Genomic DNA, 24,893 nt, shown 5'->3' on the forward strand with positions numbered 1-24,893 from the left:
CGCCATTCTACTCGTCCCGGGTGCGGCAAAGCGGGCTGTGCAGAAGGTGCCATTCGCCACGCTTTCCATCAGCCTGTTGGCCGCTGGAGCCATCATGTGAGACACCGGGGCGTGACCAGCGCGCCTGCGTGCCTGCTGCGCTTTCGAGCTCAAACCAAGAGCGCGCGGGACAACGGCGTAATTCTCCGATGAAGCGGACCCGCGCGTCACGCCCCCAATCGGGGAGTCCGAAGTCACGTGATGCGGTCCTTCGCAGTCGTAGCGTGGCCGATGGGCAGAGGTCGGACGGTGGTTCATCAAGAGCGCCATCCTCTTCGGCGCCTAGCGTCTCTGGTGACCCTACCCACCAGGCAGGGCATCTGCTCCTTGATCGGGACTTTTTGACTCGATCGAGCCATTTTCGCAGAGCAGCGGGACCATGATCCTTTTGCGACATATCGTCTGATGCATCCGAGCGCAGCCCGACAAATCTCCCAAACGTAGGCAGAATGCAGCTTCCTTCATACGACATCTACGAAGTCGGTCGTCTCAACATGTTTGGGCTGGAGCCCACATCAGACAGTCGGCCAACGCCAGACCTCACGGGTGCTATCGCGGCGACAGGAGCCCTGATATCTGAGCAATACCGGTCTGCCGCGGGCGCTCTGGATTGCTACGACGACGCCACCGCCGGCGCAAGTGCCCACATCGTCAAGGATGTCGGGGGCGCCCTCCACGCCCTGCCCAAATTGATAGAGGACGCGACGTCTCGCGCTTCCACGCGAGGTGAATCACCATTCCGTGTGGTCATGATGGGGCGAACCACTGCCGGCAAGAGCACCCTCCTCGAGTTCTTGAGCCACGGCGATGGCAACCGGATCGGCGACGGTCGGCAGCGGTACTCCCGCGATGTTTGCGCTCGGCTCCTGCCGGAACTGCCCGGCGTGACCTTGGTTGACGTGCCTGGAGTTGGCGCCGCCGATGGGCAAGTTGATTTCGACATCGCCTTCGGCGTGATCCCAGAATCCGACCTTGTCATGTGGGTCGGGGCGTCAGATAGCCCTCAGGAGGAGACCACCCGCGCTCTGCGAATCTTGGGCGCACATGGGAAACCGGTGGTCCTCGTGCTCAACTGCCGTGAGGACCTACATCATCGGGCGAAGCGCGCCGACTTCCTGGAAGGCACCGGCCGCACATTCGCCGACGCGAACGACCATCTGGACTTGCTCACCAGAGAACTGGCCAGCGCTGGTGGTCGGCCCGTTGCGGCTGTCGCCATCCACGCACGAGCCGCGTTCGAGTCGCTGCAGGACACCCGGGAATCTGAGGCATTGCGGCGCCAAAGCCGAATTCAGTCGCTCATCGAGCTCCTCTTGGTTCAGCAAATCAAAACCTCGGCCCAGCGTCGAATCTTCTCGCGGGTTGATGCCCTGCGAATGCCGGCGCTTGAGGCGCAAGGCATCTTGGCCAGCTGCGCCGCCAGTCTCGCCGCGCGGCAGTCCGAGTACGTCGAGCTAGCACGAGACCTCGATCGTCGGATGATCAAAGCGCTGGAGCAGAAGGGCGACTCTATGGTTGCCGACGCGAAAGACATTGCACGACGCAGACGAAGCTGGCACCTCAGCGTGGATCCGCGCAGCAAAGTGGAGCGGGTCTGGGAGAACGAGCGCGACACGATGGTTGATGAGCTACAGGCGCTCATGGACGAATGGGCCACTGAGATGGCAGAACTGCTTGACGCAGTTCGGGAACAGACAGTCAGAGATCACGACGCGCTTCCGGCGCCGGACCTGTCTATCGGAGACCTTCCCGGTTTTGGGTCGGCATACGCAAATCACCTCGCGCGTCTTGGCGTCGGGCTAGGCGAGGCCTTGGCAGGAGGCGCCATCTTCACAGCGGCCGTTACCGCTGGAGCGCAAGGCGCGATCATAGGGGCGCCTGGCGGACCTTTGGGCATTGTGGCGGGCGCTCTCGTTGGCACTCTTGCCAGCGTTGCACTCGCGTTCGCTATCCAACCGCTCAAGGACAGCATCGACAAGGTCTTCCGTGGCTCGGACTACGTTCTCAACAAACGCAGAGATCAACTCAGGCGATCTCTGGGTGGCGCGCTCGACAAGGCCGAAGCCGTCTTCGAGGCTCGCGCAGCGGCTCTTGTTGCACAGTTCAAGTCCGCCCTGGCCACACTCACGTCAGACCACGCGCTACAGCAACAGTCCCTTCAATCAGTCTCAGACTTATGGAGCGCCTGCGGGGCTCGTGTCAACGACTCCATCGGAGACCTCGACACGGCCACAGCGAAAGCTGTCCTGCATGAATGTGGACGGGTCCGTAACTCCGAGCAAGTCCGAGCTGCCGCACGTGCGCCTGGCTTCGGGATCGCGATCGAGATGACCGAAGTCGGTTACGCAGAGCTCGCCCTTTATCCGCCCCGAAACAGCATCGAGGCAATCGCTGCGACCCCTCCACGACTACCCGCATTTCCCGCCGGAGTCGCAGGGCACGCGCTCGCCGCGCTCGAGCCCCGCGCCAGACTGGTCAAGCTCAACGCACATGAGGCTTCCTACGCCGTATCTGCGGGTACCTCGGTAGCCAGGGGCCTGCTGGACCTTCTCGAGGAGTTGTGCGGTCGTTTCACCCGCTCGTCCGTTTCCATCGTCCAACTGACCGACTCTTCTGAAGGCACAGCATGACAAAGATCCTCATTCACGAGCTGCCCGCCCAGACTCGCAAACTCGAGACCCGACTGCGGGCCGCCATCGCGGCCATCGAGCACCCGGACCGCGACTCCCTTCTCAGTCGGCTCAGGTTCGGCGAGCGAGAGGTGCCCCAGCTTGTGCTGACCGGGCTTTACAGCAGCGGAAAGTCCAGTCTGATCAAGGCGCTGACAGACGGCGACGCGTCGGTAGATATTGCCGTGGACGTTGCGACTGACGCTGTCAGGGGATATGAGTGGGGCGGGGACGTACTGTTGGTCGACACACCTGGTGTCCAGGCAGGCCTAGAGGAGCACGACTCAATCGCGGAGTCAGCACTCGCGGCTGCCGACATGGTCCTGTTCACCGTGAGCGTTGACATGTTTGACGACACCTCTTCGGCGCACCTTCGCCACGTCGCATTCGAGCTCGGCAAGCTCGACCAGATGCTGTTGATCGTGACCAAGTCAGGAACCATGTCCGCGGCCGTCGGCATCCGGCAGTCAAATGCCGACGCCGCGCTGGGAGTTCCAGGACATCTTCGTGTTGTGGAGTGCGACTCGGTCGACTACATGACCGGCATGATGCATGACGACCCTGAACGGGCAAACGAGTACATCGAGGGCTCAGGTATCGACAATGTGCGACGGGCGATCAACGCGCTGGCTGAGACACGCGGACAGCTTGCGGTCGACCGTCAGCCGCTGCAGCTGATCCGAGCCCTAGCGATGGAAGCCGGCAGCTTCGTCACCGAAGACCCCAACGAATCAGCAGCATTGGCCTTGCTCGCACGACAACGCGGTGTTCTCGCGACACGACAGCAGCGAATCGAGAGACAAGTCGCGTCACTGCGGACCGCGTTCATGTCCGCTGCCATAGCGTCGGCGGAGCTGTTCGTCGATGCGATTGAGGATGCCGACGAACTGGCGCAAAGTGTCGGCGAGCGCACCGCGCTTGTCGACGTCGCCGAGGCCGACCTGAACGCCTCCCTCGACTTGGCCGCCGCGAAGTTCGGACAGGCGGTCACTCAGATGCTCAAGCTTCAGTTCGACAACCTCACTGCAGAGATCCGCGAGATCGAAAGCAGCCCGCACGCACGAGTGGTGTCGAACATCGGCGCTGGCGTGACAACCGTCGACACCACGAAGCGTTCGCGGTTCGTGGCACGTCGAGGCGCGAAGGCGGCCACCCATACCTCGGCGCCCCCCTGGACGGCCGATGTGCAGGACTACCTCAAGACGTTCCAGACTTTCTGGGGCGCCGGGACCGGAGTGAAGGCTTCATCCGGCACGGCGGGTCATAAGATAGTCACCGAAGTCGGGCACCGCTTCGGGGTCAAGTTCAAGCCGTGGCAAGCGGCTAGAACCTCGAACTACATCGGCAAGGCCGCGAAAGGGGCTGGCACTGCGATTCAGGTCGGACTAGTTCTCAACGATGCAGTCTTCGAAGAGCGTCGGCGCCGGGAGCTCGACCGCGCTCGTCGTACGCGGCGGGCGAACATGGTGAGTGAGGTGACCACCCAGGCCAATCTCATTGCGGCGGACCTCGTCGATGAGGTTCGCGGTCATCTTCGACCACTGTTTGACAGGGCCTTTGCTGACATCGACGCTGTCTACGGCGAGATCATCTCGAACCGGGAAGATCAAGGGGCCCTGTCAGTGGAGTTGTCCGCGATCGCGTCTGAGGCAGATTCTGCGCTTAGCGCTTCTTGAGGCGGGTGAGTTGAGGATGCGCAGTCGGACCAGGAAGTGGACCCCACCTTCCCAGCGCCTCTCCTCATGAGGCGCGAGCGAGTGCATGGGCTCATCCCGCAAGAAGATCCGAAGACACGGCCTGCTCACAGTCCACTGCTAATGACTGGGTTCTCAGGATGCTGGTAGCCGACGAACGAACCCTCCTCGGGCATCCAGTTACGCGCGAGGTCCGAACAGGCGATCAGCCACTTCAGCGATCCCTTCGAGCCGCTCCAACTGCCCCAGGGGGAGCACCCGAATGCCGCTTCGCTCGTTCTTGACCCCCTGCGCATTAGCTTTCGCGTGCTTAGCCGCGCGGTCACCCAGTGGCGGCAAAGGGTCCCCTGGCGCACCGCCGAACCAGCGGTACTCGATCTCTAGCGCGTTTTGGTCTGCCACTTTCGCCCACTCCATCCACACAACGCAGCCCGACGCCCGCTCGGCGAGCCTGGTGTTGATGTTGAGGCGCGCGTTCTTACCGCCCCTGCGCCGAGCCTTGAGCTGGACGTGCCTCAGTGCTCTGCTGGTCTCGAGCACCAGGTCGAAACCGAAGGCGTCGAGCGAGGAGTGCATGACGTCGACAATCTCGCCACGCCCGAACCACATTTCCCCGAGGAGGTCACGAAGGAACGCTGTCTCGATCATCTTCTCGAACGCAGACGAGTGGTTCATCTCGTTGATCTCCACAAAGGTCAGATCGAGGTCGTTGCTGTCTGCGCTCCACGTGTCGGTCATCCCGATCAATCTCGCATGAAACGGGGCGCGTCGCTCAGCTTCACCTAACTGACCTAGGGGCCCACTCGAACAGACCCTGCCGATGCACCGGACGTCGAACAAGTCACCCGGCGTGCAAACCGGTCAGTCGGCCACGGTTGCGATTCTATCTCAGGGCTTGCGGAAGATTCTTCTGCCAGACGATTGCCAGTTCGCGATTGGCGCGCGTCAGGCTTGTGTACAGCTGACCCGCCTTTCCGACATGTTGCTTGAACTTCGAGGGCTCGACCACCACAACTGCGTCGAACTCGAGGCCGCGGGCCGAAGCCGGTCCGTAGACGTTCAGTAACTGGCCACCGAGGACCCAACGGTGCACCGAACGGTCACGGCGCCACCCATGCCTCGCCATCCATTGGGTTAAGGCCGTTGGCTCTGCAGAGATGATCGCGACCATGCCGTCGCTGTACCTCGTCTTGAAGTCAACGGCGATGTCGACCGAGATCGAGAAGAGCTTCTGCGGGTTACTGGCCCAGATCTTTTGTACCCCTGGCCCGTCACGCTGGACCACCTCAACACCTCGTTGGGCGCGCGGCAGTAACTTGTCAGCAAGCTCAAGAATCTGGGCTGTGGACCGGTAGCCACGAGTGATGGTGGTCGCCTGGAACTGAGTGTCCCCCGACCCGATCCCCAGGTGGTGAGCAATAGCCTCCCAAGACTCGTACGACGTGTCTGATCTCCGTTGGTTCATGTCTCCAACCAGAGTCCACCGACCCGCCTTCGATTTCATCTGATCAAGGATGTTCCATTCAATCGGGCTCATGTCCTGGGCTTCGTCGACGACGATGTGGTCGTACTGCTCCTGCACAGTCGGCGCACGGAGAGCGAGCGCGCACTGTGCGAGCAGTGGCAGATACCGCCGCTGAGAACTCGCTAGCTCGAATGTAGGCAAGTTCTTGAGCCATGCGACTTCGGCCGGATTGTCTGTGAGTTGAGTCCTTCCCGATTGGCCGTTCGTTCTCAACAACTCATAAGTCGTCCTCAACCAGCGAGAGCGGACGTCCTTGTGCATAGCGAAGCGATCGAGTTGACGAACTTTGTGAGCTGCAATTTCGCATAGCCCGCGCGTGTGAGCATCCAGGTCGTCGTATCGACCCGCGAAGGTGTGTTCGAGGCTGGACTTGCTGGCGACGAAGTTGCTCAGGAGGCTTTCGATATGAGTTGCCTGTATGCGTCCTTCGGGATCGTGCTGACGAAGAATTCCTTGGACGTGATTGACGTACTGCTTCGTCGGCCCAACTAGGAGCACGCGGCTGGCTGAATTTCCTTCCCGATCAGGGTCCACCAGGAAGGCAGCGCGATATGTAGCGATGATCGTCTTACCTGTGCCTGGGTGACCTTGTACGACCAGATCCTGGCGAGGATCAGAGGTCGCCATCTCGTACTGATCCGGCTGGAGGGTCGCAAGCACCGAGGTGAGTTGCGAACTCCGCGGGGCTGACAGCCTGCGGCGCACTGCCTCGACCGCGCGCATCCCTACTGGCGACCGAGTGCCTAAGGGCGGACGGACAATGTGTGTGTGTTCAGCAGTCGCGACCTTGGCATCGTCCTGGACGATCAACAACTCTGGCTGGGTCGGAGCGTCTCTTTCGCGGTCGAGTGTGAATCGACGCCTCGGCCGATGGACTGGCGCGGCTGGCACCCCGAGCTTCCTTGCTGCGAACGGTGATTCCATGACGTCACGAACCCATTCATCGTCAGCGGCAACTACTTCGCGGTGGCGAGCCTCGAAGGTTCGACGAACAACAACGCTCTCGTGTCCCTCGAAACCACCTCCATCGGGCTGATAGAAGAGCTTGGCGACTTCTGCGAAGCAGCTGTACACCTCTACCCCGCCCACGACGAGGCGACGCGGACCGATGTAGAAATCAGTCCCCAGCAACTCGTGGGGACTTTCGAGGCCAACCCGGCCGATCAACGGGTGCAGGTCGTCCGGCGAGAACGGAAGGGTTACCCCGCCTGGGTTTGCCCACGCCTCATTGCGCGCTATGCCGATCTCGATCCGCGTCTTCAGTTTCTTTTCGAGCGCAACTAGGTATTCGGCGTTTTTGGCACGCTCGTATGGGACGTCAGGGCCAGCCCTCATCCGCGGACCACCACCAAGCACGCCGCCAGGTCCCTCATCTCCAGACTCGGATTGTCCGCGCGCACGAGATCCTCGGCCTGGGCTTCGAACCGAGCGCGTTGTTTACTAATACGGGACTCAGTCAGTCGGACACCCTTGGCGCGCTTGCGTGCGCGGTTCGTCTCAAGCTGTTCCCTGAGGGTCTTCATTCGTCGCTCGTGCACCTGCTCGTAAGACGTTCGTCTCATCGACAGGAAGGCAGCGTTCTCCCGCTCGAGATCCGTCACTCGGTCGTTGCCGTCATTTGCGAGATACATCTCGGCGAGCGCAACCACGTCGTTCAAGTCGCGGTCCACAATCCAAGGGCCTGGCTTCAGCGCGCCTCGCGCCAGCTCGGCCAGGACAGCTTGGCCGAGGCCCGGTCCTGTTGGTGTGCGGCTGCTCAGATCCACGCCAGCCGACCAAACCTCACGCAGAGGCCGCACGCCGGCCCACTCAGCTGTCGCCAGTACGGCCAGGTACTCCCCCGGCTCCAACCCGGACCCCTCCGATGTCATCTCCAGAACGGTGTAGCGAGCCTGGCGGTGTCCGGGGATCTGGAGCGCCGCCCGGGTCAATGGATGATTGGCTGTTAGAAGCTCCAGTCCGGACGTGCGGGCCACCTCGTGATCGATCGAAACCGTCACCCATTGGTCGCCCCTCATCGCAGCAAGGATGTGGTTGACCTCGTGACTAGCGCGTTCACCTGTTCGGACTAGTGCTTGCACTTCCTCGGCCATCTCCATGTTCCCGCGCAGCCTCAGAACAGTAGAGTCCCGCTCTACCGTGCCACCACGTGTCCCCGCCCAGTCCTCGATCAGTAGAGCCAGTTCCTGCTGCCCGACGTAACGACCCGACGCCTGAAGCTCCCCGTCGAGGCCATCAATCTCGACTCCATCGCTGCTGACAAGCATCGGAGCAGCAGTCTCGACGTCTTTCAGCGATAGCGCTTGTTCCTCGAGAGCAAGCGCGGCATCGCGCTCGCGCTGGGCACGCTGCTGCGGCGTGAGGTTGGGCTCGAACAAAAGCTTCTGCACCGCAGGCCACTGTGACTCAAGAATCGGTTCCAAATGACCAATCGCGTGCGTGAAGATCTGGATTCGGTCGAAGACGGCCATCAGGATGTCGGTCTCGATCGTCCCCGGGGTATAGAAGTTATAAATGGCAAGGGCAGCGTCTTCCTGCCCGATGCGGTCGATTCGGCCGATACGCTGTTCGATCTCCATGGGGTTCCACGGCAGGTCGTAATTCACTACCGCCGAGCAAAACTCGAAATCAAGTCCTTCACTTGCGACCTTGGTAGCGATCAACACCTGGTATTTGCCGGCACGGAAGTCCGCCATAATCCGGTCTCGGTCTCTGCGAGGGACGGAGCCCATCAACACGGCCACACGTGCATCGTTCTCGAGCCGGTGATGGAGATACCTCAGCGTCCGACGAGAGAACGTGAAGACGAGGGCTTGACGACCCTGACTCACTAGGCTGTCAATCGCAATCTTGAACTGGTCGAACTTGGTGTCTTCTCGCAATCCCTTGGCCAAGTCGACGAGCCGCGCGCTCGGGGCCACAGCTGGCGAGGCAGACCCGAGCTGGAATGCGCTTGAGCCCACGGGCTCGTCATCGGGCTCAGATAGCACCGATTCCTTCCCGTGCCACCACTCCAACACCGAGCTCGCTGCTTCCGGCAGACAACTGCCAGCGAGACGCAACGGCATTTGCATGGCAAAGTGGAGCGGCATGTCGACGGACTCAGCTCGGTCGACGCACCATTGTCGGAAGGCCTCGTAGAACTCGTTTTCTTTGTCTGTCCACTCAACCGGAATAGGCACCGGCTTTCTGAGAGCCTTGAACTCCTGCACGTCCATCTTTCGGGTGCGCGTCACCTGGCCCGATAGTGCGTGAAGTTCAGCGCAAAGTCGCTTCACCTGCGCGGCCGCCGTGGCGTCGAGCTCGTGTCGCAAGAGCACCTCGCGGAGAAGCTCGAAGTCAGGCCGCTCTGCGAGGGCAGCGCCAAATATCTCCGATCGCACTGCTTCCAACCAACCCAGCCGGTCCACGTTCGTTACCGCGGGATCGGTCAATGATTCGGTGATCCTGTTGAGCGCGCTGTTCGGCGCAAGCCTCTCTTCAAGCGACTCGAGGTCTTCGAACTCACCCGGGACTAGAAGCCCCAGCAGGTTGAACAGGTCACGATTACGCAAGTTGACCGGCGTTGCAGAGAGCATCACGAAGGCGTCGGCCCACTCAGAGAGTAGTTCTCCCAGCTCGTGACTTCGTGTCTCGCTGTTCCGGAAGGAGTGAGCCTCATCGACGATCACGAGATCAAACTGGAGACCCAAGTCGTTGGCCTGTTCCAGCCCGTCCCACGTACGCAATCGCTCGATGCTGCAGATGTAGGCCCGCCGCGCAGGCAGTGTCCCTCGTTCTAGCCGCTCGTTCACCTCAGACAAGCGATCGCTGGTGAGCTCGGTGAGCTCGACACTGAATCTCTCCTCCATCTCGCGCTTCCATTTCGAGACGAGGGAGGATGGACACACCACCAGCACCCTGTCTGCCTGTCTCCGCGCCTCCAGCTCGGTCCACACCAGTCCTGCTTCGATGGTCTTGCCCAGGCCGACTTCGTCGGCGATCAGCAGCCGAAGCGTGTCGGTGTTCAAGAGCTTCAGCACTGGCTTGAACTGGTAGGGCCTAAACACCGTCCGCGTGGCGCTGTACGAATAGAGCGTGTCGCGAAAGTTCATGTTGAGCTTGGCCCGGGTGAGGGTTGCGGCGAAGCGAGCGGGTGACTCCGGCTTGAGCTGAACCCAAGCCGACGCGTCGTCTGAAGACGGTCGACGCGAGATGTCCGCTTCGCGTAGCCAGCTGAGCCCGCCCGCGGCGAACACGCGGTACCGCCACCCCGCCTGCGCGTATTGCCGACTCCGGATGATTCCGTCTTGCCCCGAGGCCCGCATGATTACGTCCCCGCCAACCTCGTAGAGGGCCGCGGGGACGGGTGCAGATGCGTTCCACAGGTGCTCGAACCAGTCAGCTGCCGAGGCGAGGGGCGAGCCTTCGGACACATCCGAGCTGAGATGTCGCTCACTCGCGCCGGCAGGAGCTCCGGTAACCACTTGAAGTAGCGAGTTCAGGCCGGCGCCAGAGAACCAGTAAGTGCCGGACGGAAGCACGGCGATACTCGTATTGAGTCGAACCGCCGCATTGCCCGTATCGAAGTCCTCGAACCCGGGCGCAACAATCAAGATCTCGTCGAACGCAGACGCCTGAGCTATTCTGGTGGCGTCAGTCGACACCGGATGATATCCCCAGTGGTCCGCAACCTGCTCAGTCGTAAGTGTGAACATCATCCCCCGTGGAGCGCCGACATTTCTTGCGTAGACGATATTCGCCGCGCGGGTCGCACGAAGAGATTTGCAAGTATATGGCTCGGTCGAGCTACCAAAGACGGGAGCCGAACCACAGGAGCTGCCGCCGCGGAGCGGGCGTACGGTAACGCCGGGGAACGTGCCGAGAGTCTTTCGGGTACCCGCCGTCGATTAGTTGAGAAGAGCCAGCACTACACCCAGGAACGCAAGGACCGCCGCCGCCCCCACCACGCCAACCACCAGCGCCAGTCGATTTTCCAGCCGGTCTGAACGCACCGCTGCGTGCTCCAGCTCCCGCCGTGGGCTGGGAGCGAGGGAACTGGATACACCCGCGGAACTGTTATCAGGGTCCAGTTCGATCGACCATCGTGCCTTTGGCCCGAGAGTGGCTTGTGGAAGTTGCCTGTGATTCTTCCGTTTGCCCGCGGGGCGTAGGTCGCGATGAGAAGCTCTGTGGCGTGCCAACCCTCAGAACCGAATATGTCCAGGATGAATTCGTTGCCTCTGCGGAGTACCAGCGGGTCCACGACATCAGCGACAAGCTGCTGGAGCATCTGAATGAGCCAGCTGCCCGCGAACTCTTGGTAGCGGCCAACATGCCTGGCACGTCAAGTGCCATGGTTCAGAATTCGTTCGGTCGCTTCAGCGCTGACCTTGGATTCGTGGACGAGGCGAAGGGGCTCTTTGCTGAGTATCCCAACAAGGCGCTGCGCCCCGACTTCTTCCTTCGTCTTGGCGACACAGGGATTCTCATGGAGGTCGAACGAGGCAAGACAACCACGAACAACATGGACCTCCTCGACATGTGGAAGTGCCATCTGTGCGTGCATGCCCACTACCTGTTTCTCATGGTCCCGCAGGCGCTCATGCACAACGCCAGCATGAGCCCGAAGAAGGAATACAACTACGTCGTGAAAAGGCTCGAGTCATTCTTCGTAAAGGGAAACCACACGAACGTCAGAGCAGTGCACATCTTCGGTTACTGACAGACGCTTACGGGGGCCGACCAGAAGAAGGCAGCTCAGCCCATGAACACGTCAGCGAACAGCTCGGCCGACCGCAGCCGCTGCTCGACCCGCGGGCTCTGGTGGGCGACGATCAACTCGTCCGCGCCGGTCTGCTCGGCGAACTCGGTGACCAGCTTCTTCACGACGTCGGGGGTGCCGGCGGCGCTGTAGGTCATCATCTGGCGCAGGTGGCCACCCTGCGGCGAGGCGAGGATCTGGTCGGCCTGCTCGTCGGTGTACTTGGTGCCGGGGCGCACGAGCAGCGCCACGCGGCTGCGCAGCACCTCCTGCTGCTGGCGCTCGGCGTCGGCCTGGTCGTCAGCGGCCAGGACGTTGAACGCCGCCATCAGGTAGGGCTTGTCGAGCTGCTCGGACGGCTTGAACTCGCGGCGGTACAGCTCGATCGCGTCGTGCAGCGCGGCCGGGGCGAAGTGGGACGCGAAGGCGTACGGGAGGCCCAGGGCGGCGGCGAGGCCAGCGCCGAACAGCGAGGAGCCGAGGATGTAGAGCGGGACGTTGGTGCCGTCGCCCGGGTACGCCGAGACGTCCGGGATGCGCGACTCACCGCGCAGGTACGCCTGCAGCTCGAGGACGTCCTCGGGGAAGGTATCGGACGACGTGGCGTTGCGCCGCAGCGCGTGCATCGTGTTCTGGTCGGTGCCCGGCGCGCGACCGAGTCCAAGGTCGATGCGGCCCGGGTGCAGGGTCTCGAGCGTGCCGAACTGCTCCGCGATCTGCAGCGGCGAGTGGTTCGGCAGCATCACTCCCCCGGATCCAAGGCGAATGGTGTTGGTATGGGCGGCCACGTGGGCGATCAGCACTGACGTCGCCGACGAGGCGATCGCGGCCATGTTGTGATGCTCGGCGTACCAGACCCGCTTGTAGCCGGTCTTTTCCGCCGTCTGGGCCAGGGCGACGGTGCCCGCCAGCGCATCGGCGACGGACTGGTCGCGAGCGACAGTGGCAAGGTCGAGGATCGAGACCGGCACAGACATGAAACACCCTTCGTCGACAAGCAGGCGGCTAGTGAGCGCCGCCTTCTAGTGATGACAACCACGCGGGGGTCGGATCTCATCCCGGGGGCGTTGTCGGGAATGTCTCGCTGGGGCGGTTGGGGTTTGTTCGCCTCGGGCTTCGCCCTCACGGTCGCTGCGCTCCCTGGCGAACGAAGTGGCTCGCGTTGTTCGCCTCGGGCTTCGCCCTCACGGTCGCTGGGCTCCCTGGCGAACGAAGTGGCTCGCGTTGTTCGCCTCGGGCTTCGCCCTCACGGTCGCTGCGCTCCCTGGCGAACCAAGTGGCTCGCGTTGTTCGCCTCGGGCTTCGCCCTCACGGTCGCTTCGCTCCCTGGCGAACGAAGTGGCTCGCGTTGTTCGCCTCGGGCTTCGCCCTCACGGTCGCTGCGCTCCCTGGCGAACGAAGGGGCACAACGGGGCCGGCCCGGCACTCCGTGAGGAGCGCCGGGCCGGTCTGTTGACTGCGAGCCAGAGATTCAGCTGCAGCCGCTGGTGCTGCCGCAGCCCTCGCACACGTGGCAGGAGCCGGCGGGACGCATCTTGGTGCCGCAGGTCATGCACAGCGGCGAGTCGACCGCGGACCCGGTGATCTGCTCGAACAGCTCGGCGCTGGTGTGCGCGGTGGCCGGGGCGGGCTTGGCCGCGGCTGCCTCGTGGCTGTCGCCGGAGACGCTGATGTCCGCGGAGACGTTGACGTCGCCTCGGGCTTCGCCCTCACGGTCGCTGCGCTCCCTGGCGACCGAGGGTGCGGCGCTGGCGACCGAGGTCTCGAGCGAGTCCGGGGCATCGTCGATCAGCTCGGCGGCGGTGGTGCCGGCCGAGATCGGCTGGTGCGATCCGGTGTCGAGGTAGCGCTGACGCTCGTCGGCCGAGAAGATGCCAAGCGCCGAGCGGGTGTCGAAGTCCAGGTAGTCCAGGGCCAGGCGACGGAACGTGTAGTCCATGATCGACTGGCTCATGCGGACGTCCGGGTCGTCGGTCAGGCCGGCGGGCTCGAACTTCATGTTGGTGAACTTCTGCACGAAGGTCTCCAGCGGCACGCCGTACTGCAGCGAGATGCTGATCGCGATCGAGAAGGCGTCCATCATGCCGGCCAGGGTCGAGCCCTGCTTGCCGAGCTTCATGAAGATCTCGCCGAGCGAGCCGTCCTCGTGGGCACCCGAGGTCATGTAGCCCTCGGCGCCACCGACGGAGAACGACGTCGTGATGGCCTGGCGCGACTTCGGCAGGCGACGACGGATCGGCTTCTCGACGATGACTTCCTTGATGACTTCCTTGACCTCGGTCGAACCGGAGGACTTGGCCTCCTTGCCGTCCGACAGCGGCTGGCCGACCTTGCAGTTGTCGCGGTAGACCGCGAGCGCCTTGAGGCCGAGCTTCCAACCCTGGAAGTAGACGTCCTGGATCTCCTCGACCGTGGCCGTCTCGGGCAGGTTGACCGTCTTGGAGATCGCACCGGACAGGAACGGCTGGCAGGCAGCCATCATCTTGACGTGGCCCATGGGCTTGATCGAGCGCTGGCCCATCGCGGTGTCGAAGATCTCGTAGTGCTCGGTCTTGAGACCGGGCGCGTCGACGACGTGACCGTTCTCGGCGATGTACTCGACGATGGCCTCGATGGTCTCGCCGGTGTAGCCGAGCTTCTTCAGCGCTGCCGGGATCGTCTGGTTGACGATCTGCATCGAGCCGCCACCGACGAGCTTCTTGAACTTGACCAGCGAGAAGTCCGGCTCGATGCCGGTCGTGTCGCAGTCCATCATGAAGCCGATGGTGCCGGTGGGCGCCAGGACGGACGCCTGGCTGTTGCGCCAGCCGTTCTTGGCACCGATCTTGAGGTTGTCGGCCCACTGCTGCGCAGCGGCGCGGTGCACGGCGATGTCCATGCCGTGGACCGTGCGGATCTCGTCGTTCGCGGCCTGGTGCTTGCGCATGACGCGCTCGTGAGCCGACGCGTTCTGGGCGAAGCCGTCGTAGGGACCGACGACGCCGGCGAGCTCGGCCGAGCGGCGGTAGGACGTACCGGTCATCAGCGACGTGATCGCACCGGCGAGGGCGCGGCCGCCGTCGGAGTCGTACGCCAGGCCCGATGCCATGAGCAGCGCGCCGAGGTTGGCAAAACCGATGCCGAGCTGACGGTACGCACGCGTGGTGTCGCCGATTGCCTCGGTCGGGAAGTCCGCGAAGCAGATGCTGATGTCCATCGCGGTGATGATCAGCTCGGTCGCCTTGACGAACGTCTCGGTGTCGAAGGAGCCGTCGTCCTTGAGGAACTTCAGCAGGTTGAGGCTCGCGAGGTTGCAGCTGGAGTTGTCCAGGTGCATGTACTCCGAGCACGGGTTGGACGCCGTGATGCGGCCGGCCTCGGGCGAGGTGTGCCAGTCGTTGATCGTGCCGTCGTACTGGATGCCCGGATCGGCGCACGCCCACGCGGCCTGCGCGATGTCGGTCCACAGCTTGCGCGCGTCGACGGTCTCGATGACCTCACCGGTGGTGCGGGCGCGAAGACCGAACTCCGTGCCCTCCTCGACCGCGTGCATGAACTCGTCGTTGACGCGGATCGAGTTGTTGGCGTTCTGGTACTGCACCGACGTGATGTCGGCGCCGCCGAGGTCCATGTCATAGCCGGCGTCACGCAGGACACGGATCTTGTCCTCCTCGCGCGCCTTGGTGGCCACGAACTCCTCGATGTCGGGGTGGTCGACGTCGAGGACGACCATCTTGGCCGCACGACGCGTGGCGCCGCCGGACTTGATGGTGCCCGCGGACGCGTCCGCACCGCGCATGAAGGAGACCGGACCCGACGCGGTGCCGCCCGAGGAGCGGAGCAGCTCCTTGGACGAGCGGATGCGCGACAGGTTGAGGCCGGCGCCCGATCCACCCTTGAAGATCAGGCCCTCCTCCTTGTACCAGTTGAGGATCGAGTCCATCGAGTCATCCACCGCGAGGATGAAGCAGGCGCTGACCTGCTGGGGGCTGGACGTGCCCACGTTGAACCACACCGGGCTGTTGAAGCTGAAGACCTGGTGCAGGAGCATGTGCGTCAGCTCGTGCTCGAAGACCTCGGCGTCGGCGTCGCTCGCGAAGTAGCCGTGCTCCTTGCCGGCCGCGGTGTACGTCAGCACGACGCGGTCGAGCAGCTGCTTGAGGCTCTGCTCACGCTCGGGGCTGCCGACGGCGCCGCGGAAGTACTTGGTCGTGACGATCGTGGAGGCGTTGACGCTCCAGAAGTCGGGGAACTCCACACCGCGCTGCTCGAAGACGTTCTCGCCGGTCTTCCAGTTGGTCTGGACGACGTCGCGACGCTCCCAGGTCACGGCGTCGTACGGGTGCACCCCCGCCGTCGTGTAGACGCGCTGGATCTTCAGGCCCTTGCCTGAGGTCTTCGCGGCTGCCTTGCGAGGGGACCCCGTGGGGCCGCTGACCGTTTCCGTCATGGAGATGCTCCTGTGTGTGCGGGTGGGTGTACGTGCTGTGGTGCCGGAGTTTCAGGTGTCTCGGGCGTGCGGCGGGGTCACCTGTGTCAACAACCCCGGGCGGCTGGGTGTTTCGTCAGCCGTCGTGCTCGTGGGTGGAGTCGCGCGACTCCTCGGCCAGCTCTCCGTCGGCCGAGGCGACCATCAGGCTCGCGATCTCGGCGGCGAAGTCGTCGACCGACTCGAAGGACTTGTAGACGCTCGCGAACCGCAGGTAGGCGACCTCGTCGAGGGCCTTGAGCGGCTCGAGGATGGCAAGGCCCACCTCGTGGGCCGGGATCTCTGCAGCGCCACGATCGCGCAACGCGTCCTCGACCTGCTGGCCGAGGCGCGCCAGGTCGTCGGCCGAGACCGGACGACCCTTGCACGCCTTGGCGACGCCGGCGATGGCCTTGTCACGGACGAACGGCTCGGTCGCGCCGGACCGCTTGGAGATCATGAGCTGCATCTGCTCGATCGTGGTGAAGCGCTTCTCGCACTGCGCGCAGACGCGGCGACGCCGGATGGCGCCACCCTCGTCGGCCACACGGCTGTCGAGCACCTTGGTGTCGGTGTTCTTGCAGAACGGGCAGTGCACGACGGCGCTCCTTCCGGTGGCGGCTTGGGGATGAATCTGTGGACCCACCTGTGCACTCGACGCGATATCTGTGCATCGAGGACGACTTCTGTGGACCAACATGTGGAGAACTACATCCGTGTAAGTACTAGATGTAGTGGTAACCATACGCCGCGGGTACGACGCATGCAATCGACTCTGGCAAACAGCGGTGACATTTCTGGGGTATGTCCCGGGGTCCCGGCAACTGCGCAGGTCAGGGGTAGTACGAGTCACACCAGTCACACGTCGAGGGCGTGTCGCTCGGGCGGTTTCCGGCCCGTGGACCCCCTCCCCACCTAGGATGAGCGAGCCCGCCCCCCTCCGATCGGAGTGCCGCATGCAGACTTCCTCGGTGGCGCCCTGCGCCACGGTGGACGCCGCCGGCAGGATCGTCGACGCGGACGCACCGTTCGTCTCGCTCCTGGCCGACGGCAGCGCCGACCTGATCGGGACCACGCTCGCCTCCCTCGGTCGTACGCCCGACGACGCCGACGGCATCGAGGAGTGCCTGCGGGCCGCCACGGCCACTCGCTCCTGCACCCACGTGGTCGTGCGCGTGAGGACTCCCGGCGGCCACGACCTCGACACCCGTCTCGTGCTGACCCCGACGGCGGACGACCGGCTGACCGTCGTCGTGATCGACGAGACCGACCACCGCGACTCCGAGCGCGAGGTCGCCCGGCTGCAACGCCACTGGCTGGCCCTGCTGCGCGGGTCGACCGACATCGTCTTCACCGCCGACGAGTCCGGCACCCTCACGTCGGTCACCTCCTCCCTGTCCGAGCGACTCGGCTGGGCCGTCGAGGACGTCGTGGGGCGCAACGGGCTGTCCTTCGTCGCCGAGGACGACCGGTGCCGGACCCACCAGGTCTGGCTCGACGTCGTGTCGGGAGGACGTACGGGCGCGACCTTCGAGACCCGCCTGATCCACCCGGGCGGAGGCACCAGCTGGGCTCGGGTCGTCATCCGCGATCTCCGCGGCGACCCCGACGTGCGCTCGATGGTCGGCAACCTCACCGACATCACCGAGCAGAGGGAGCAGGACCGCCGGCTCCGCGAGGAGGAGATGCGATTCCGGGCCCGGTTCGACCAGTCCCCGCTCCCCCAGGTCGTGCAATCGCTCGAAGGCACGTACCTGGCCGTCAACGACGCCTTCTGCGCACTGGTCGGCCGCGACCGTGAGGCACTGATCGACACCGCCGCGGCCTCGATCACCCACCCGGACGACCCCGGCGACGCCGAGCGCGTCCTCGCCGCGCTGAGGCACGGAGCCACCGAGTGGGCGCAGGTCGACCGCCTGCTCACGGACGCCGACGGCCAGCCCGTCCCCGTACGCATCGACGCGACCCTCCTGCGCGACGCGGACGGGCAGCCCAACGGCTGCGCCGCGGCGCTGCAGGACCTGCGGCCGCTCCGCGACAGCGAGCAGGCCCGCAGCCGCCTGCAGAGCACGTTCGACATCGTCGCCTCCCGATCACGCGACTTCATCACGCTGTTCGACGCGGAGGGACGCAACGTGTACGCCTCCCCGGCCGGGCTCGAGATGTTCGGCGCGGACTACCTCGGCTCGCTCACCGATCCGTGGGCCTCGGTGCACCCCGACGATCGCGCGGAGGTCAGCCGGAACTGGACCCAGGCCATGTCGCAGCGTGCCTCCCACAGCTGGCGCTACCGCATACGACGGCCCTCCGGCGAGTGGATGTGGGCCGAGCAGACGTCCACCAACCTGCTGGACACCGAGGCCGCCGTCGTCGTCACGACCATCCGCGACGTCACCGCGCACGTCGAGGCCGCCAACGCGCTGCGCGACTCCGAGGCCCGTTATCGCGCGATCGCCGACACCGCCGAGGAGGGCATCATCGTGATCGGCCCCGACGGTGTCGTCACCTATGCCAACACCCAGTTCTCCGTGATGCTGGGACTGCCGCCCGCGGATGTCACCGGCACCGTGGCCTGGTCGATGTTCGACGAGGCCGGCGCGAGCGAGGTGGCCCGGCGGGTCAAGGAGCGCGCCCTGCGGGGGCCCGAACGCTATGAGCTCGCCTACCAGCATCCCGACGGCACCGCGCGTGCCCTGTGGGTCGCCGCCTCGCCCATGCCGGACGTCGACGGCGTGCCCCAGGGATCGCTCGCGATGGTCTCCGACATCACCGAGCAACGTCGCAGCGAGCGCGAGCTGCGGCACGCAGCCGAGCACGACGAGCTCACCGGCCTGGTCAACCGCACGATGCTGATGGAGCACCTCGCGAGCCCCGACGCCCCGGGCACGGCCGTTCTCTTCATCGATCTCGACCACTTCAAGGACGTCAACGACGGCCGCGGCCACACCGCGGGCGACGGGGTCCTGCTCCAGGTCGCCGACCGGCTGCGATCGGTCGTACGCTCCGAGGACCTCGTCGCGCGGTTCGGCGGCGACGAGTTCGTGGTCGTGCTGCACGAGACCACCGAGGAGGCGGCGTCCGCGACGGCGCACCGCCTGCTGGACGTGCTGGCCAAGACGTACCGGATCGATCATCACCGCATCCGCATCGGCGCGACCATCGGCATCGCGATGTCCCCCGCGCCGTCCGCGGAGGACCTGCTGCGCTTCGCCGACACCGCGATGTACGCCGCGAAGGCCAGCGGTCGCGGCCGCGCACGGATGTTCGACACCGCCCTGGCCGAGCAGGCCGAGGAGCGCTACACGCTCGGTGCCGACCTGCTGACCGCCCTGGCCGACGACAGTTTCGAGATGCACTACCAGCCCGTCGTCGACATCAGCACCGGCGAGGTCGCAGGAGTCGAGGCGCTGGCCCGCTGGCAGCACCCGACGCGCGGAGAGGTCGCACCGTCGCGCTTCATCGCTCTGGCCGAGCAGAGCGGCATCGCGGCCGAGCTCGATCGCTGGGTCATCCGTCGCGCGCTGCGCGACGTCGCCGAGCTCAAGGGCGACTGGACGATGCCAGAGAGAGCGACGCTGGCGGTCAACCTCTCGGGGCAGAGCCTCATGGAGGGGCTCGACACGTACATCATCGAGGCGGTCGAGGAGGCGGGACTCGACCCCGCCGGTATCACCTGGGAGATCACCGAGAGCGCGATCATGGCCGACAAGGACGTCGCGATCGACGTGCTGCAGCGGCTGCGCGACCACGGCTTCGGCATCGCGATCGACGACTTCGGCACGGGCTACAGCTCGATGGCGTACCTGCGCGACCTGCCGATCACGGAGCTCAAGATCGACCGCGGGTTCGTGCACGGCATCCCCCACGACGCGCACTCCCTCGCGATCGTGACGACGCTGATCGAGCTGGCCGGCTCGCTCGACCTGGTCGTCGTCGCCGAGGGGGTCGAGACCGCCGAGCACCTCGACGCGCTGCGGGCCCGCCGGTGCCCCCTCGCCCAGGGCTGGCTGTGGGGTGCCGCGATGTCGCCCGCCGAGCTGCGCGCCACCGGCGCCCTCGACCAGCGGTTCGACACCGGCGGGACGACCGCGACCTCGAGCTGAGGGCTACTGCTCGACGGCCCAGCGCAGGAACTGCGCGACGTGGAACAGGTCCTCGAGGTCCTCGCCCACGAGCTCGACCAGGAGGTCGTTGGTCCACACAACAAGCCGGCCGACCGTCCAGGAGCCGACTCCGGCGGCCGGGATCTCGACGCCGTACACCGCCTCGGCGATGCGCCGCTTCTCGTCGAGCGACAGGATCGGCAGGAACCGGTGGGGCTCGGCGATCGCGAGCGTCTTGGTCAGCAGCGCCTCGCCGAATCCGGGCATCGACTCGGCGTACGTCCCCTCGGCGAGCTCGGTGAAGCGGTCCTCGACGTCGCCCGGCCCGCGCAGCAGGTGCTGGATCGTGGCCCGTACGCGCCGCGCGCCCTCGAGCTCGCCCATGAGCGTCCAGGCCTTGTCGAGCTCGGTCGTGCTGCCGGGGTCGCCGCCGGTCCGGTCGTGCACGAACTGCTGCAGGTCGTAGTTGGCAGCGCGGTCCAGGCCGTCGGCCGAGAACACCCACTGATACTTCTTCCAGTGCGCCGCGACTGTGGGCGCGACCGCGTACGGCACCGTCGCGAGGAACTCGTGCTTGCGCATCAGCGCCTGCTGGACGCGCTCCAGGGGCGCGTCGGCGGCGGTCGGGAACTGCTTGCGCGCCACCACGATCGGCAGCACCGACGGCTTGACCGGAGCGGCCGTACGCGTGCGGGGGGCGGCCCTCGTCCGGGTCGCGGCAGGCTTGGGCGCCTCGACCGGAGACCCGTACGTGAAGACGAAGTCGCAGTCGTCGCACCGGGCCTCCTTGCGACCGTCCGGCAGGGTGCGGATCAAGAAGACATCGTCCTCACGGACGCACAAGGGACACACGATCAAGGCCACACCACCAATCTATGCCTGCCCGCCACACCCCTGCGGCCCAGCCACGGGGACCACCGCGCGCGAACGTCTGGTAGCCCCGGAACGCGAAGGACCGCCCCTCGCAGGCGAGGGGCGGTCCTTCGTGCGTACGGCGGGGTCAGACCTTCTTGCGACCCGTGATCGCGTTGTAGGCGATCAGCGCGACGATGGCACCGATGATCGAGCCGATGATGCCGGCGGCGGTCAGGTCGGCGGGGCCGTCACTCAGCAGCGAGCCGAGGAAGCCACCCACGAACGAGCCGATGATGCCGAGGATGATCGTGCCGATGATGCCGAAGTCGTCCTTGCCCGGGACAACTGCGCGGGCGATGAATCCGGCGATGAGGCCGACGACGATGAATCCGATGATTCCCATGGGGTTCCCTCCCTGGAGATGTTGCCGTTGCGGGTGCGCCTTGTGGGCGCGCAACAGCGGTGAAAGACACTAACGGGCTTCGACCGCAGATGCACATCGGCTCTCAGATGTGTGAAGACCTCTCAGATGGGTACGCACCGGCCATGGCTACTTCCACTCCGAAATTCACGATTCCCGGCCTCAGCAACGCTGAAGGCAAGAAGCTCGCCGGCATCCTGCAGGAGCGCCTCAACGCCCTGAGCGACCTGCACCTGACGCTGAAGCACGTGCACTGGAACGTCGTCGGCCCCCACTTCATCGCCGTCCACGAGATGATCGATCCCCACGTGGACGAGGTCATCGCGATGGTCGACGAGACCGCGGAGCGCATCGCGACGCTCGGCGTCTCGCCGATGGGCACCCCCGGTGCGATCGTCGCCGGCCGCACCTGGGAGGACTACTCCCTCGGTCGCGCCACGACGAACGAGCACCTCGGCGCGCTCGACGAGGTCTACATCAACCTGCTCCAGGACCACCGCAAGGCGCTCGACGCCGCGGGCGAGCTGGACCCGGTGACCGAGGACATGCTCGTCGGTCAGCTGACCAAGCTCGAGCTCTTCCACTGGTTCGTCCGCGCCCACCTGGAGAACACGGGCGGCGCGCTGTCGACGCAGGGCGCCAAGACGGAGAAGTCGGCGGCGAAGGCTGCGCACGAGGCAGCTGACGTCATCAAGTAACAACCCCACGGACGCGGAACCCCGACCCACGCGCTGAGTCGGGGTTCCGTTCTGTCCGCAGGCTCAGCGACGGGTGCGCGGGCGGGGCTTGGGGCCGGACCGACGCTCGCCCGGCGCCTTGTAGGTCCCGTCCGCGACGCGCGCCATCAGCAGCTGCTGGTCGCCCTTCTCGGCCTCGCGCACGAACTGGTGCGCCCGCTCCCCCCGCAGCACCGCGGCCTCGACGCCGTGGTGGGAGATGACGATCTCCTTGCCGCGGACGGTCCAGTCGTAGCCGCTCGGCCGGCTCATCGGGCCACTCGCAGGTAGTCCAGGGCCGCGTCGGTCAGCAGATTGGCCAGGTTGCGGGCCTTCGGCGCGTGCACGTACGCCTGGCGGATCAGGTCCTTCGGGTCCTCGCCCGTGTCGCCGAAGTAGCCGTCGCGGACCCAGCGGGCGTACGTCTGGGGCGTCACCTCGGGATGGAACTGCCAGGCGATCGCCCTGGCCCCGAATGCGTCGTCGATGAAGCACTGCGGGCCCCGCCACGACGTGCCGAGGACGCGGGAGGTCGGGCCGGGCGCGAAGACGTCCGTGTGCATCTGCCCCCACGGGCCCTCGGGGCACAGGACCGGGTCGACGGTGTCGACACGTGCCCAGCCGAGCTCGGCCCGGTCCGAGCGCCATGACGTGCCGCCCAGCGCGCGGGCCATGACCTGGGCGCCGTAGCAGATCCCCATCACGGGAGTCCCGTCCGCAAGCGCCGAGCGGATCAGCTTGACCTCGGAGGTGACCGCGTCGATCCAGCGGTCGTCATGGGCGGACTTGTCAGAGCCGAGCAGCAGGATCATGTCGCTGCCGCCGAGCGCGTCGTACGCCGTGAGGTCGTCCCGGTCGAGCTCGACGATCTCGCCACCATGCTCGACGAGCCGATCGACGACGTAGCCGCCGTCGCGGTCCGACGCATCGGCCACCACATGAATTCGCATGCGGCCATTGTCCCCTACCGCAGACATGACGAAGCCCGGCGTGGTCACCTTCCCTTGTGACCTCGCCGGGCTGCGTCTGGTGGCGTCGGCTACTCGTCGTAGACCGGCACCGCGATCTCCGAACCCATCTGCAGGGCGGAGGCGTTGGGGAGCGAGTTGAGCTCGATGATGTCGTCGACCGTCTTGCGGATGTCACCGTTGGGGTTGGCCTCGGCGGCGATCTCCCACAGGGTGTGACCCGACATGACGCGCACGGACGTGGTGGCCCCGGGAGTGCCGGCCTCGCTGGTCGCGGTCGAGGACGGGCCGAACATGACCGCCAGGACGGCGATCGCGGCCACCGTGATCGCCAGGATGACGGCCTTGCCGCGCCGGGTCAGGCGTACGTGCGCGGCGGGCTGCTGCTGGCTGCGGACGCTGCGCACCGGGCGCATGTCGCGGGCGTCGAACTGGCTGAAGGTGATGGTGCTCATGGGTGCCTCCGTGGGGGAAGTGAGACGGTGTGGGGGTCTAGGTGGTTCGAGCGAACGCTGCTCTCGATGTCATTCGATGGTGCGAACAGGCGTTCGATCGAACACACGTACGACAATAGGGCGCACCTCCGACAAAAGGAAGCACCTGTCGAACACAATTTCGAACGCGTGGCGTCGTCTGCTGCAATACCGGCCAGAAATCGTCGGAGAATTGTTGGGCAGTCCGACTCAAGACGGCCTCGGCAGGCACGTGTCCCCCGCCGCCACTACGTTCGACGCATGAACGCGAAGACCACGATCCTGACCGCGTGGAAGCAGGCATCGGCCCATCAGGCCCCGCTCCTGGCGGCCGGTGTCGCGTTCTACACGTTCTTGTCCCTGTTCCCCGCGCTGATCGCGTCCGTCCTCGTGTACGGCCTGGTGGCCTCCCCCGAGACCGTGTCGCGCCAGTCCAAGGAGATCGCCGACGCGCTGCCGGCCGACGCCGCCTCCCTGGTCATCGGCCAGCTCGACTCGCTGACCCAGACGTCCAGCGGCTCGCTCGGTCTCGGACTGGTCGTCGCGGTGGCACTGGCGTTCTACAGCGCGTCCGGCGGCGTCGGCAACCTGGTCACCGCGATCAACGCGATGTACGGCATCCGCGACAACCGCAACTTCGTCAAGAAGAAGGCGCTGGCGCTCGGGATGACGGTCGGCGCGATCGTGTTCTTCCTCGTGATGATCACCCTCGTCGCCGCGGCGCCCGCGTTCTTCCAGCTCTTCGACGTCGTGCCGGGCGTGCGCGTCGTGCTCGACGCCGTGCGTTGGGTGCTGCTGCTCGCCGCCCTGGTGGTCGCGATCGGCGTGCTCTTTCGCATCGCGCCGGATCGCTCCGAGAAGACCCCGCTGGTCACCAAGGGTGTCCTCGTCGCGAGCCTGATGTGGGTCGCGGTGTCCCTGGCCTTCTCGCTCTACGTCGACAACTTCGGCAGCTACGGCAAGACGTACGGCGCCCTCGCGGGTGTGGTGGTGCTGCTGCTGTGGCTCTGGATCGGCCTCTACGCGATCCTGCTCGGCGCCACGATCGAGGCGGTGAGCGAGGAGATCGTCACCCCCGACACCGTCGCCGAAGATGCGGAGATCGCCGACCTCCGGGGGTCCGAGGCCGACGGCGACGAAGTCCACGTCGAGATCGTCGAGGAGCCCGAGGTCGTCGAGGAGCCGCGCAGGACCCCGGTCTTCAAGCGCCTTCGCAACCCGTTCCGGCGCACCTGACCCG

At 65.3% G+C, this 24,893-nt stretch carries 17 protein-coding genes; 6 read left to right on the top strand and 11 right to left on the bottom strand.

The window, feature by feature from the left end; translation table 11 throughout:
* The first annotated feature begins 488 nt into the window (after window positions 1–488).
* Together GEV26_RS10995 and GEV26_RS11000 are read left to right on the top strand one after the other, a co-directional pair.
* The gene (locus GEV26_RS10995) at window positions 489–2,669 is read left to right on the top strand and encodes a GTPase domain-containing protein (RefSeq protein ID WP_153653113.1); all 2,181 of its coding nucleotides are present in this window, start codon (window positions 489–491) and stop codon (window positions 2,667–2,669) included.
* Complete coding sequence (locus tag GEV26_RS11000; protein WP_153653114.1) at window positions 2,666–4,384, top strand: GTPase; 1,719 nt, start codon at window positions 2,666–2,668, stop codon at window positions 4,382–4,384. Before GEV26_RS10995 ends, GEV26_RS11000 begins: the two co-directional genes overlap by 4 nt.
* A 198-nt stretch (window positions 4,385–4,582) precedes the next feature.
* Here GEV26_RS11000 and GEV26_RS11005 read toward each other — a convergent pair whose 3' ends face one another.
* From GEV26_RS11005 to GEV26_RS11015, 3 genes are all read right to left on the bottom strand, one after another.
* Window positions 4,583–5,140 carry a hypothetical protein gene (locus tag GEV26_RS11005; protein ID WP_153653115.1) on the bottom strand — a complete coding sequence of 186 codons (558 nt, stop codon included), beginning with the start codon at window positions 5,138–5,140 and terminating at the stop codon, window positions 4,583–4,585.
* Window positions 5,141–5,285: 145 nt separating this feature from the next.
* On the bottom strand, window positions 5,286–7,262 hold the full coding sequence (locus GEV26_RS11010) for a UvrD-helicase domain-containing protein (protein ID WP_153653116.1): 1,977 nt from the start codon (window positions 7,260–7,262) through the stop codon (window positions 5,286–5,288).
* Complete coding sequence (locus GEV26_RS11015) at window positions 7,259–10,573, bottom strand: DEAD/DEAH box helicase (RefSeq protein ID WP_194839828.1); 3,315 nt, start codon at window positions 10,571–10,573, stop codon at window positions 7,259–7,261. The genes GEV26_RS11010 and GEV26_RS11015 overlap by 4 nt, the downstream gene beginning before the upstream one ends.
* Before the next feature lie 530 nt (window positions 10,574–11,103).
* Between GEV26_RS11015 and GEV26_RS11020 the strand changes: the two genes are divergently transcribed.
* Window positions 11,104–11,631, top strand: coding sequence for a hypothetical protein (locus tag GEV26_RS11020; RefSeq protein ID WP_153653118.1), 528 nt, complete (start codon window positions 11,104–11,106; stop codon window positions 11,629–11,631).
* A gap of 35 nt (window positions 11,632–11,666) precedes the next feature.
* On the opposite strand, the gene GEV26_RS11025 is transcribed toward GEV26_RS11020, so the two are convergent.
* The 3 genes from GEV26_RS11025 to nrdR form a co-directional block, all read right to left on the bottom strand.
* Window positions 11,667–12,647 carry an LLM class flavin-dependent oxidoreductase gene (locus GEV26_RS11025; RefSeq protein ID WP_153653119.1) on the bottom strand — a complete coding sequence of 327 codons (981 nt, stop codon included), beginning with the start codon at window positions 12,645–12,647 and terminating at the stop codon, window positions 11,667–11,669.
* Between the two features lie 494 nt (window positions 12,648–13,141).
* Entirely contained in the window at window positions 13,142–16,099 is a 2,958-nt protein-coding gene (locus tag GEV26_RS11030) for a vitamin B12-dependent ribonucleotide reductase (protein WP_153653120.1), read from the bottom strand.
* A 115-nt stretch (window positions 16,100–16,214) separates the two neighbouring features.
* Entirely contained in the window at window positions 16,215–16,715 is a 501-nt protein-coding gene (gene nrdR, locus GEV26_RS11035) for a transcriptional regulator NrdR (protein WP_153653121.1), read from the bottom strand.
* Window positions 16,716–17,073: 358 nt separating this feature from the next.
* Between nrdR and GEV26_RS11040 the strand changes: the two genes are divergently transcribed.
* Window positions 17,074–20,220 (top strand): bifunctional diguanylate cyclase/phosphodiesterase, encoded by a 3,147-nt coding sequence (locus GEV26_RS11040; RefSeq protein WP_194839829.1) that lies wholly within the window; start codon window positions 17,074–17,076, stop codon window positions 20,218–20,220.
* Window positions 20,221–20,223: 3 nt separating this feature from the next.
* On the opposite strand, the gene GEV26_RS11045 is transcribed toward GEV26_RS11040, so the two are convergent.
* Window positions 20,224–21,036: a hypothetical protein gene (locus GEV26_RS11045; protein ID WP_153653123.1), complete on the bottom strand. Its 813-nt coding sequence runs from the start codon at window positions 21,034–21,036 to the stop codon at window positions 20,224–20,226.
* A 184-nt stretch (window positions 21,037–21,220) separates the two neighbouring features.
* On the bottom strand, window positions 21,221–21,478 hold the full coding sequence (locus tag GEV26_RS11050; protein ID WP_153653124.1) for a GlsB/YeaQ/YmgE family stress response membrane protein: 258 nt from the start codon (window positions 21,476–21,478) through the stop codon (window positions 21,221–21,223).
* Window positions 21,479–21,621: 143 nt separating this feature from the next.
* On the opposite strand from GEV26_RS11050, the gene GEV26_RS11055 reads away from it, so the two are divergent.
* Window positions 21,622–22,194, top strand: coding sequence for a Dps family protein (locus GEV26_RS11055; protein ID WP_153653125.1), 573 nt, complete (start codon window positions 21,622–21,624; stop codon window positions 22,192–22,194).
* 63 nt (window positions 22,195–22,257) lie between these two features.
* Here the strand turns inward: GEV26_RS11055 and GEV26_RS11060 are convergent, their stop codons facing one another.
* The 3 genes from GEV26_RS11060 to GEV26_RS11070 form a co-directional block, all read right to left on the bottom strand.
* Window positions 22,258–22,485, bottom strand: coding sequence for a hypothetical protein (locus GEV26_RS11060; RefSeq protein ID WP_153653126.1), 228 nt, complete (start codon window positions 22,483–22,485; stop codon window positions 22,258–22,260).
* On the bottom strand, window positions 22,482–23,162 hold the full coding sequence (locus tag GEV26_RS11065) for a type 1 glutamine amidotransferase (protein WP_194839830.1): 681 nt from the start codon (window positions 23,160–23,162) through the stop codon (window positions 22,482–22,484). The genes GEV26_RS11060 and GEV26_RS11065 overlap by 4 nt, the downstream gene beginning before the upstream one ends.
* 89 nt (window positions 23,163–23,251) lie before the next feature.
* Window positions 23,252–23,635: a LysM peptidoglycan-binding domain-containing protein gene (locus tag GEV26_RS11070; protein ID WP_153653128.1), complete on the bottom strand. Its 384-nt coding sequence runs from the start codon at window positions 23,633–23,635 to the stop codon at window positions 23,252–23,254.
* 279 nt (window positions 23,636–23,914) lie between these two features.
* On the opposite strand from GEV26_RS11070, the gene GEV26_RS11075 reads away from it, so the two are divergent.
* On the top strand, window positions 23,915–24,889 hold the full coding sequence (locus GEV26_RS11075; RefSeq protein ID WP_194839831.1) for a YihY/virulence factor BrkB family protein: 975 nt from the start codon (window positions 23,915–23,917) through the stop codon (window positions 24,887–24,889).
* Window positions 24,890–24,893 lie beyond the last annotated feature (4 nt).

The organism is Aeromicrobium yanjiei (assembly GCF_009649075.1).
In the GTDB taxonomy this organism is placed as follows: Bacteria; Actinomycetota; Actinomycetes; order Propionibacteriales; family Nocardioidaceae; genus Aeromicrobium; species Aeromicrobium yanjiei.

Excerpts from the sequence above, each read along its gene's own strand:
- GEV26_RS11000 (WP_153653114.1), top strand. The coding sequence starts at position 2,666 with ATGACAAAGATCCTCATTCACGAGCTGCCCGCCCAGACTCGCAAACTC.
- GEV26_RS11070 (WP_153653128.1), bottom strand. The coding sequence starts at position 23,635 with ATGAGCACCATCACCTTCAGCCAGTTCGACGCCCGCGACATGCGCCCG.
- GEV26_RS11060 (WP_153653126.1), bottom strand. The coding sequence starts at position 22,485 with ATGAGCCGGCCGAGCGGCTACGACTGGACCGTCCGCGGCAAGGAGATC.
- GEV26_RS11030 (WP_153653120.1), bottom strand. The coding sequence starts at position 16,099 with ATGACGGAAACGGTCAGCGGCCCCACGGGGTCCCCTCGCAAGGCAGCC.
- GEV26_RS11055 (WP_153653125.1), top strand. The coding sequence starts at position 21,622 with ATGGCTACTTCCACTCCGAAATTCACGATTCCCGGCCTCAGCAACGCT.
- GEV26_RS11010 (WP_153653116.1), bottom strand. The coding sequence starts at position 7,262 with ATGAGGGCTGGCCCTGACGTCCCATACGAGCGTGCCAAAAACGCCGAA.
- GEV26_RS11075 (WP_194839831.1), top strand. The coding sequence starts at position 23,915 with ATGAACGCGAAGACCACGATCCTGACCGCGTGGAAGCAGGCATCGGCC.
- GEV26_RS11005 (WP_153653115.1), bottom strand. The coding sequence starts at position 5,140 with ATGACCGACACGTGGAGCGCAGACAGCAACGACCTCGATCTGACCTTT.
- GEV26_RS10995 (WP_153653113.1), top strand. The coding sequence starts at position 489 with ATGCAGCTTCCTTCATACGACATCTACGAAGTCGGTCGTCTCAACATG.
- GEV26_RS11040 (WP_194839829.1), top strand. The coding sequence starts at position 17,074 with ATGCAGACTTCCTCGGTGGCGCCCTGCGCCACGGTGGACGCCGCCGGC.
- GEV26_RS11050 (WP_153653124.1), bottom strand. The coding sequence starts at position 21,478 with ATGGGAATCATCGGATTCATCGTCGTCGGCCTCATCGCCGGATTCATC.
- GEV26_RS11025 (WP_153653119.1), bottom strand. The coding sequence starts at position 12,647 with ATGTCTGTGCCGGTCTCGATCCTCGACCTTGCCACTGTCGCTCGCGAC.
- GEV26_RS11065 (WP_194839830.1), bottom strand. The coding sequence starts at position 23,162 with ATGCGAATTCATGTGGTGGCCGATGCGTCGGACCGCGACGGCGGCTAC.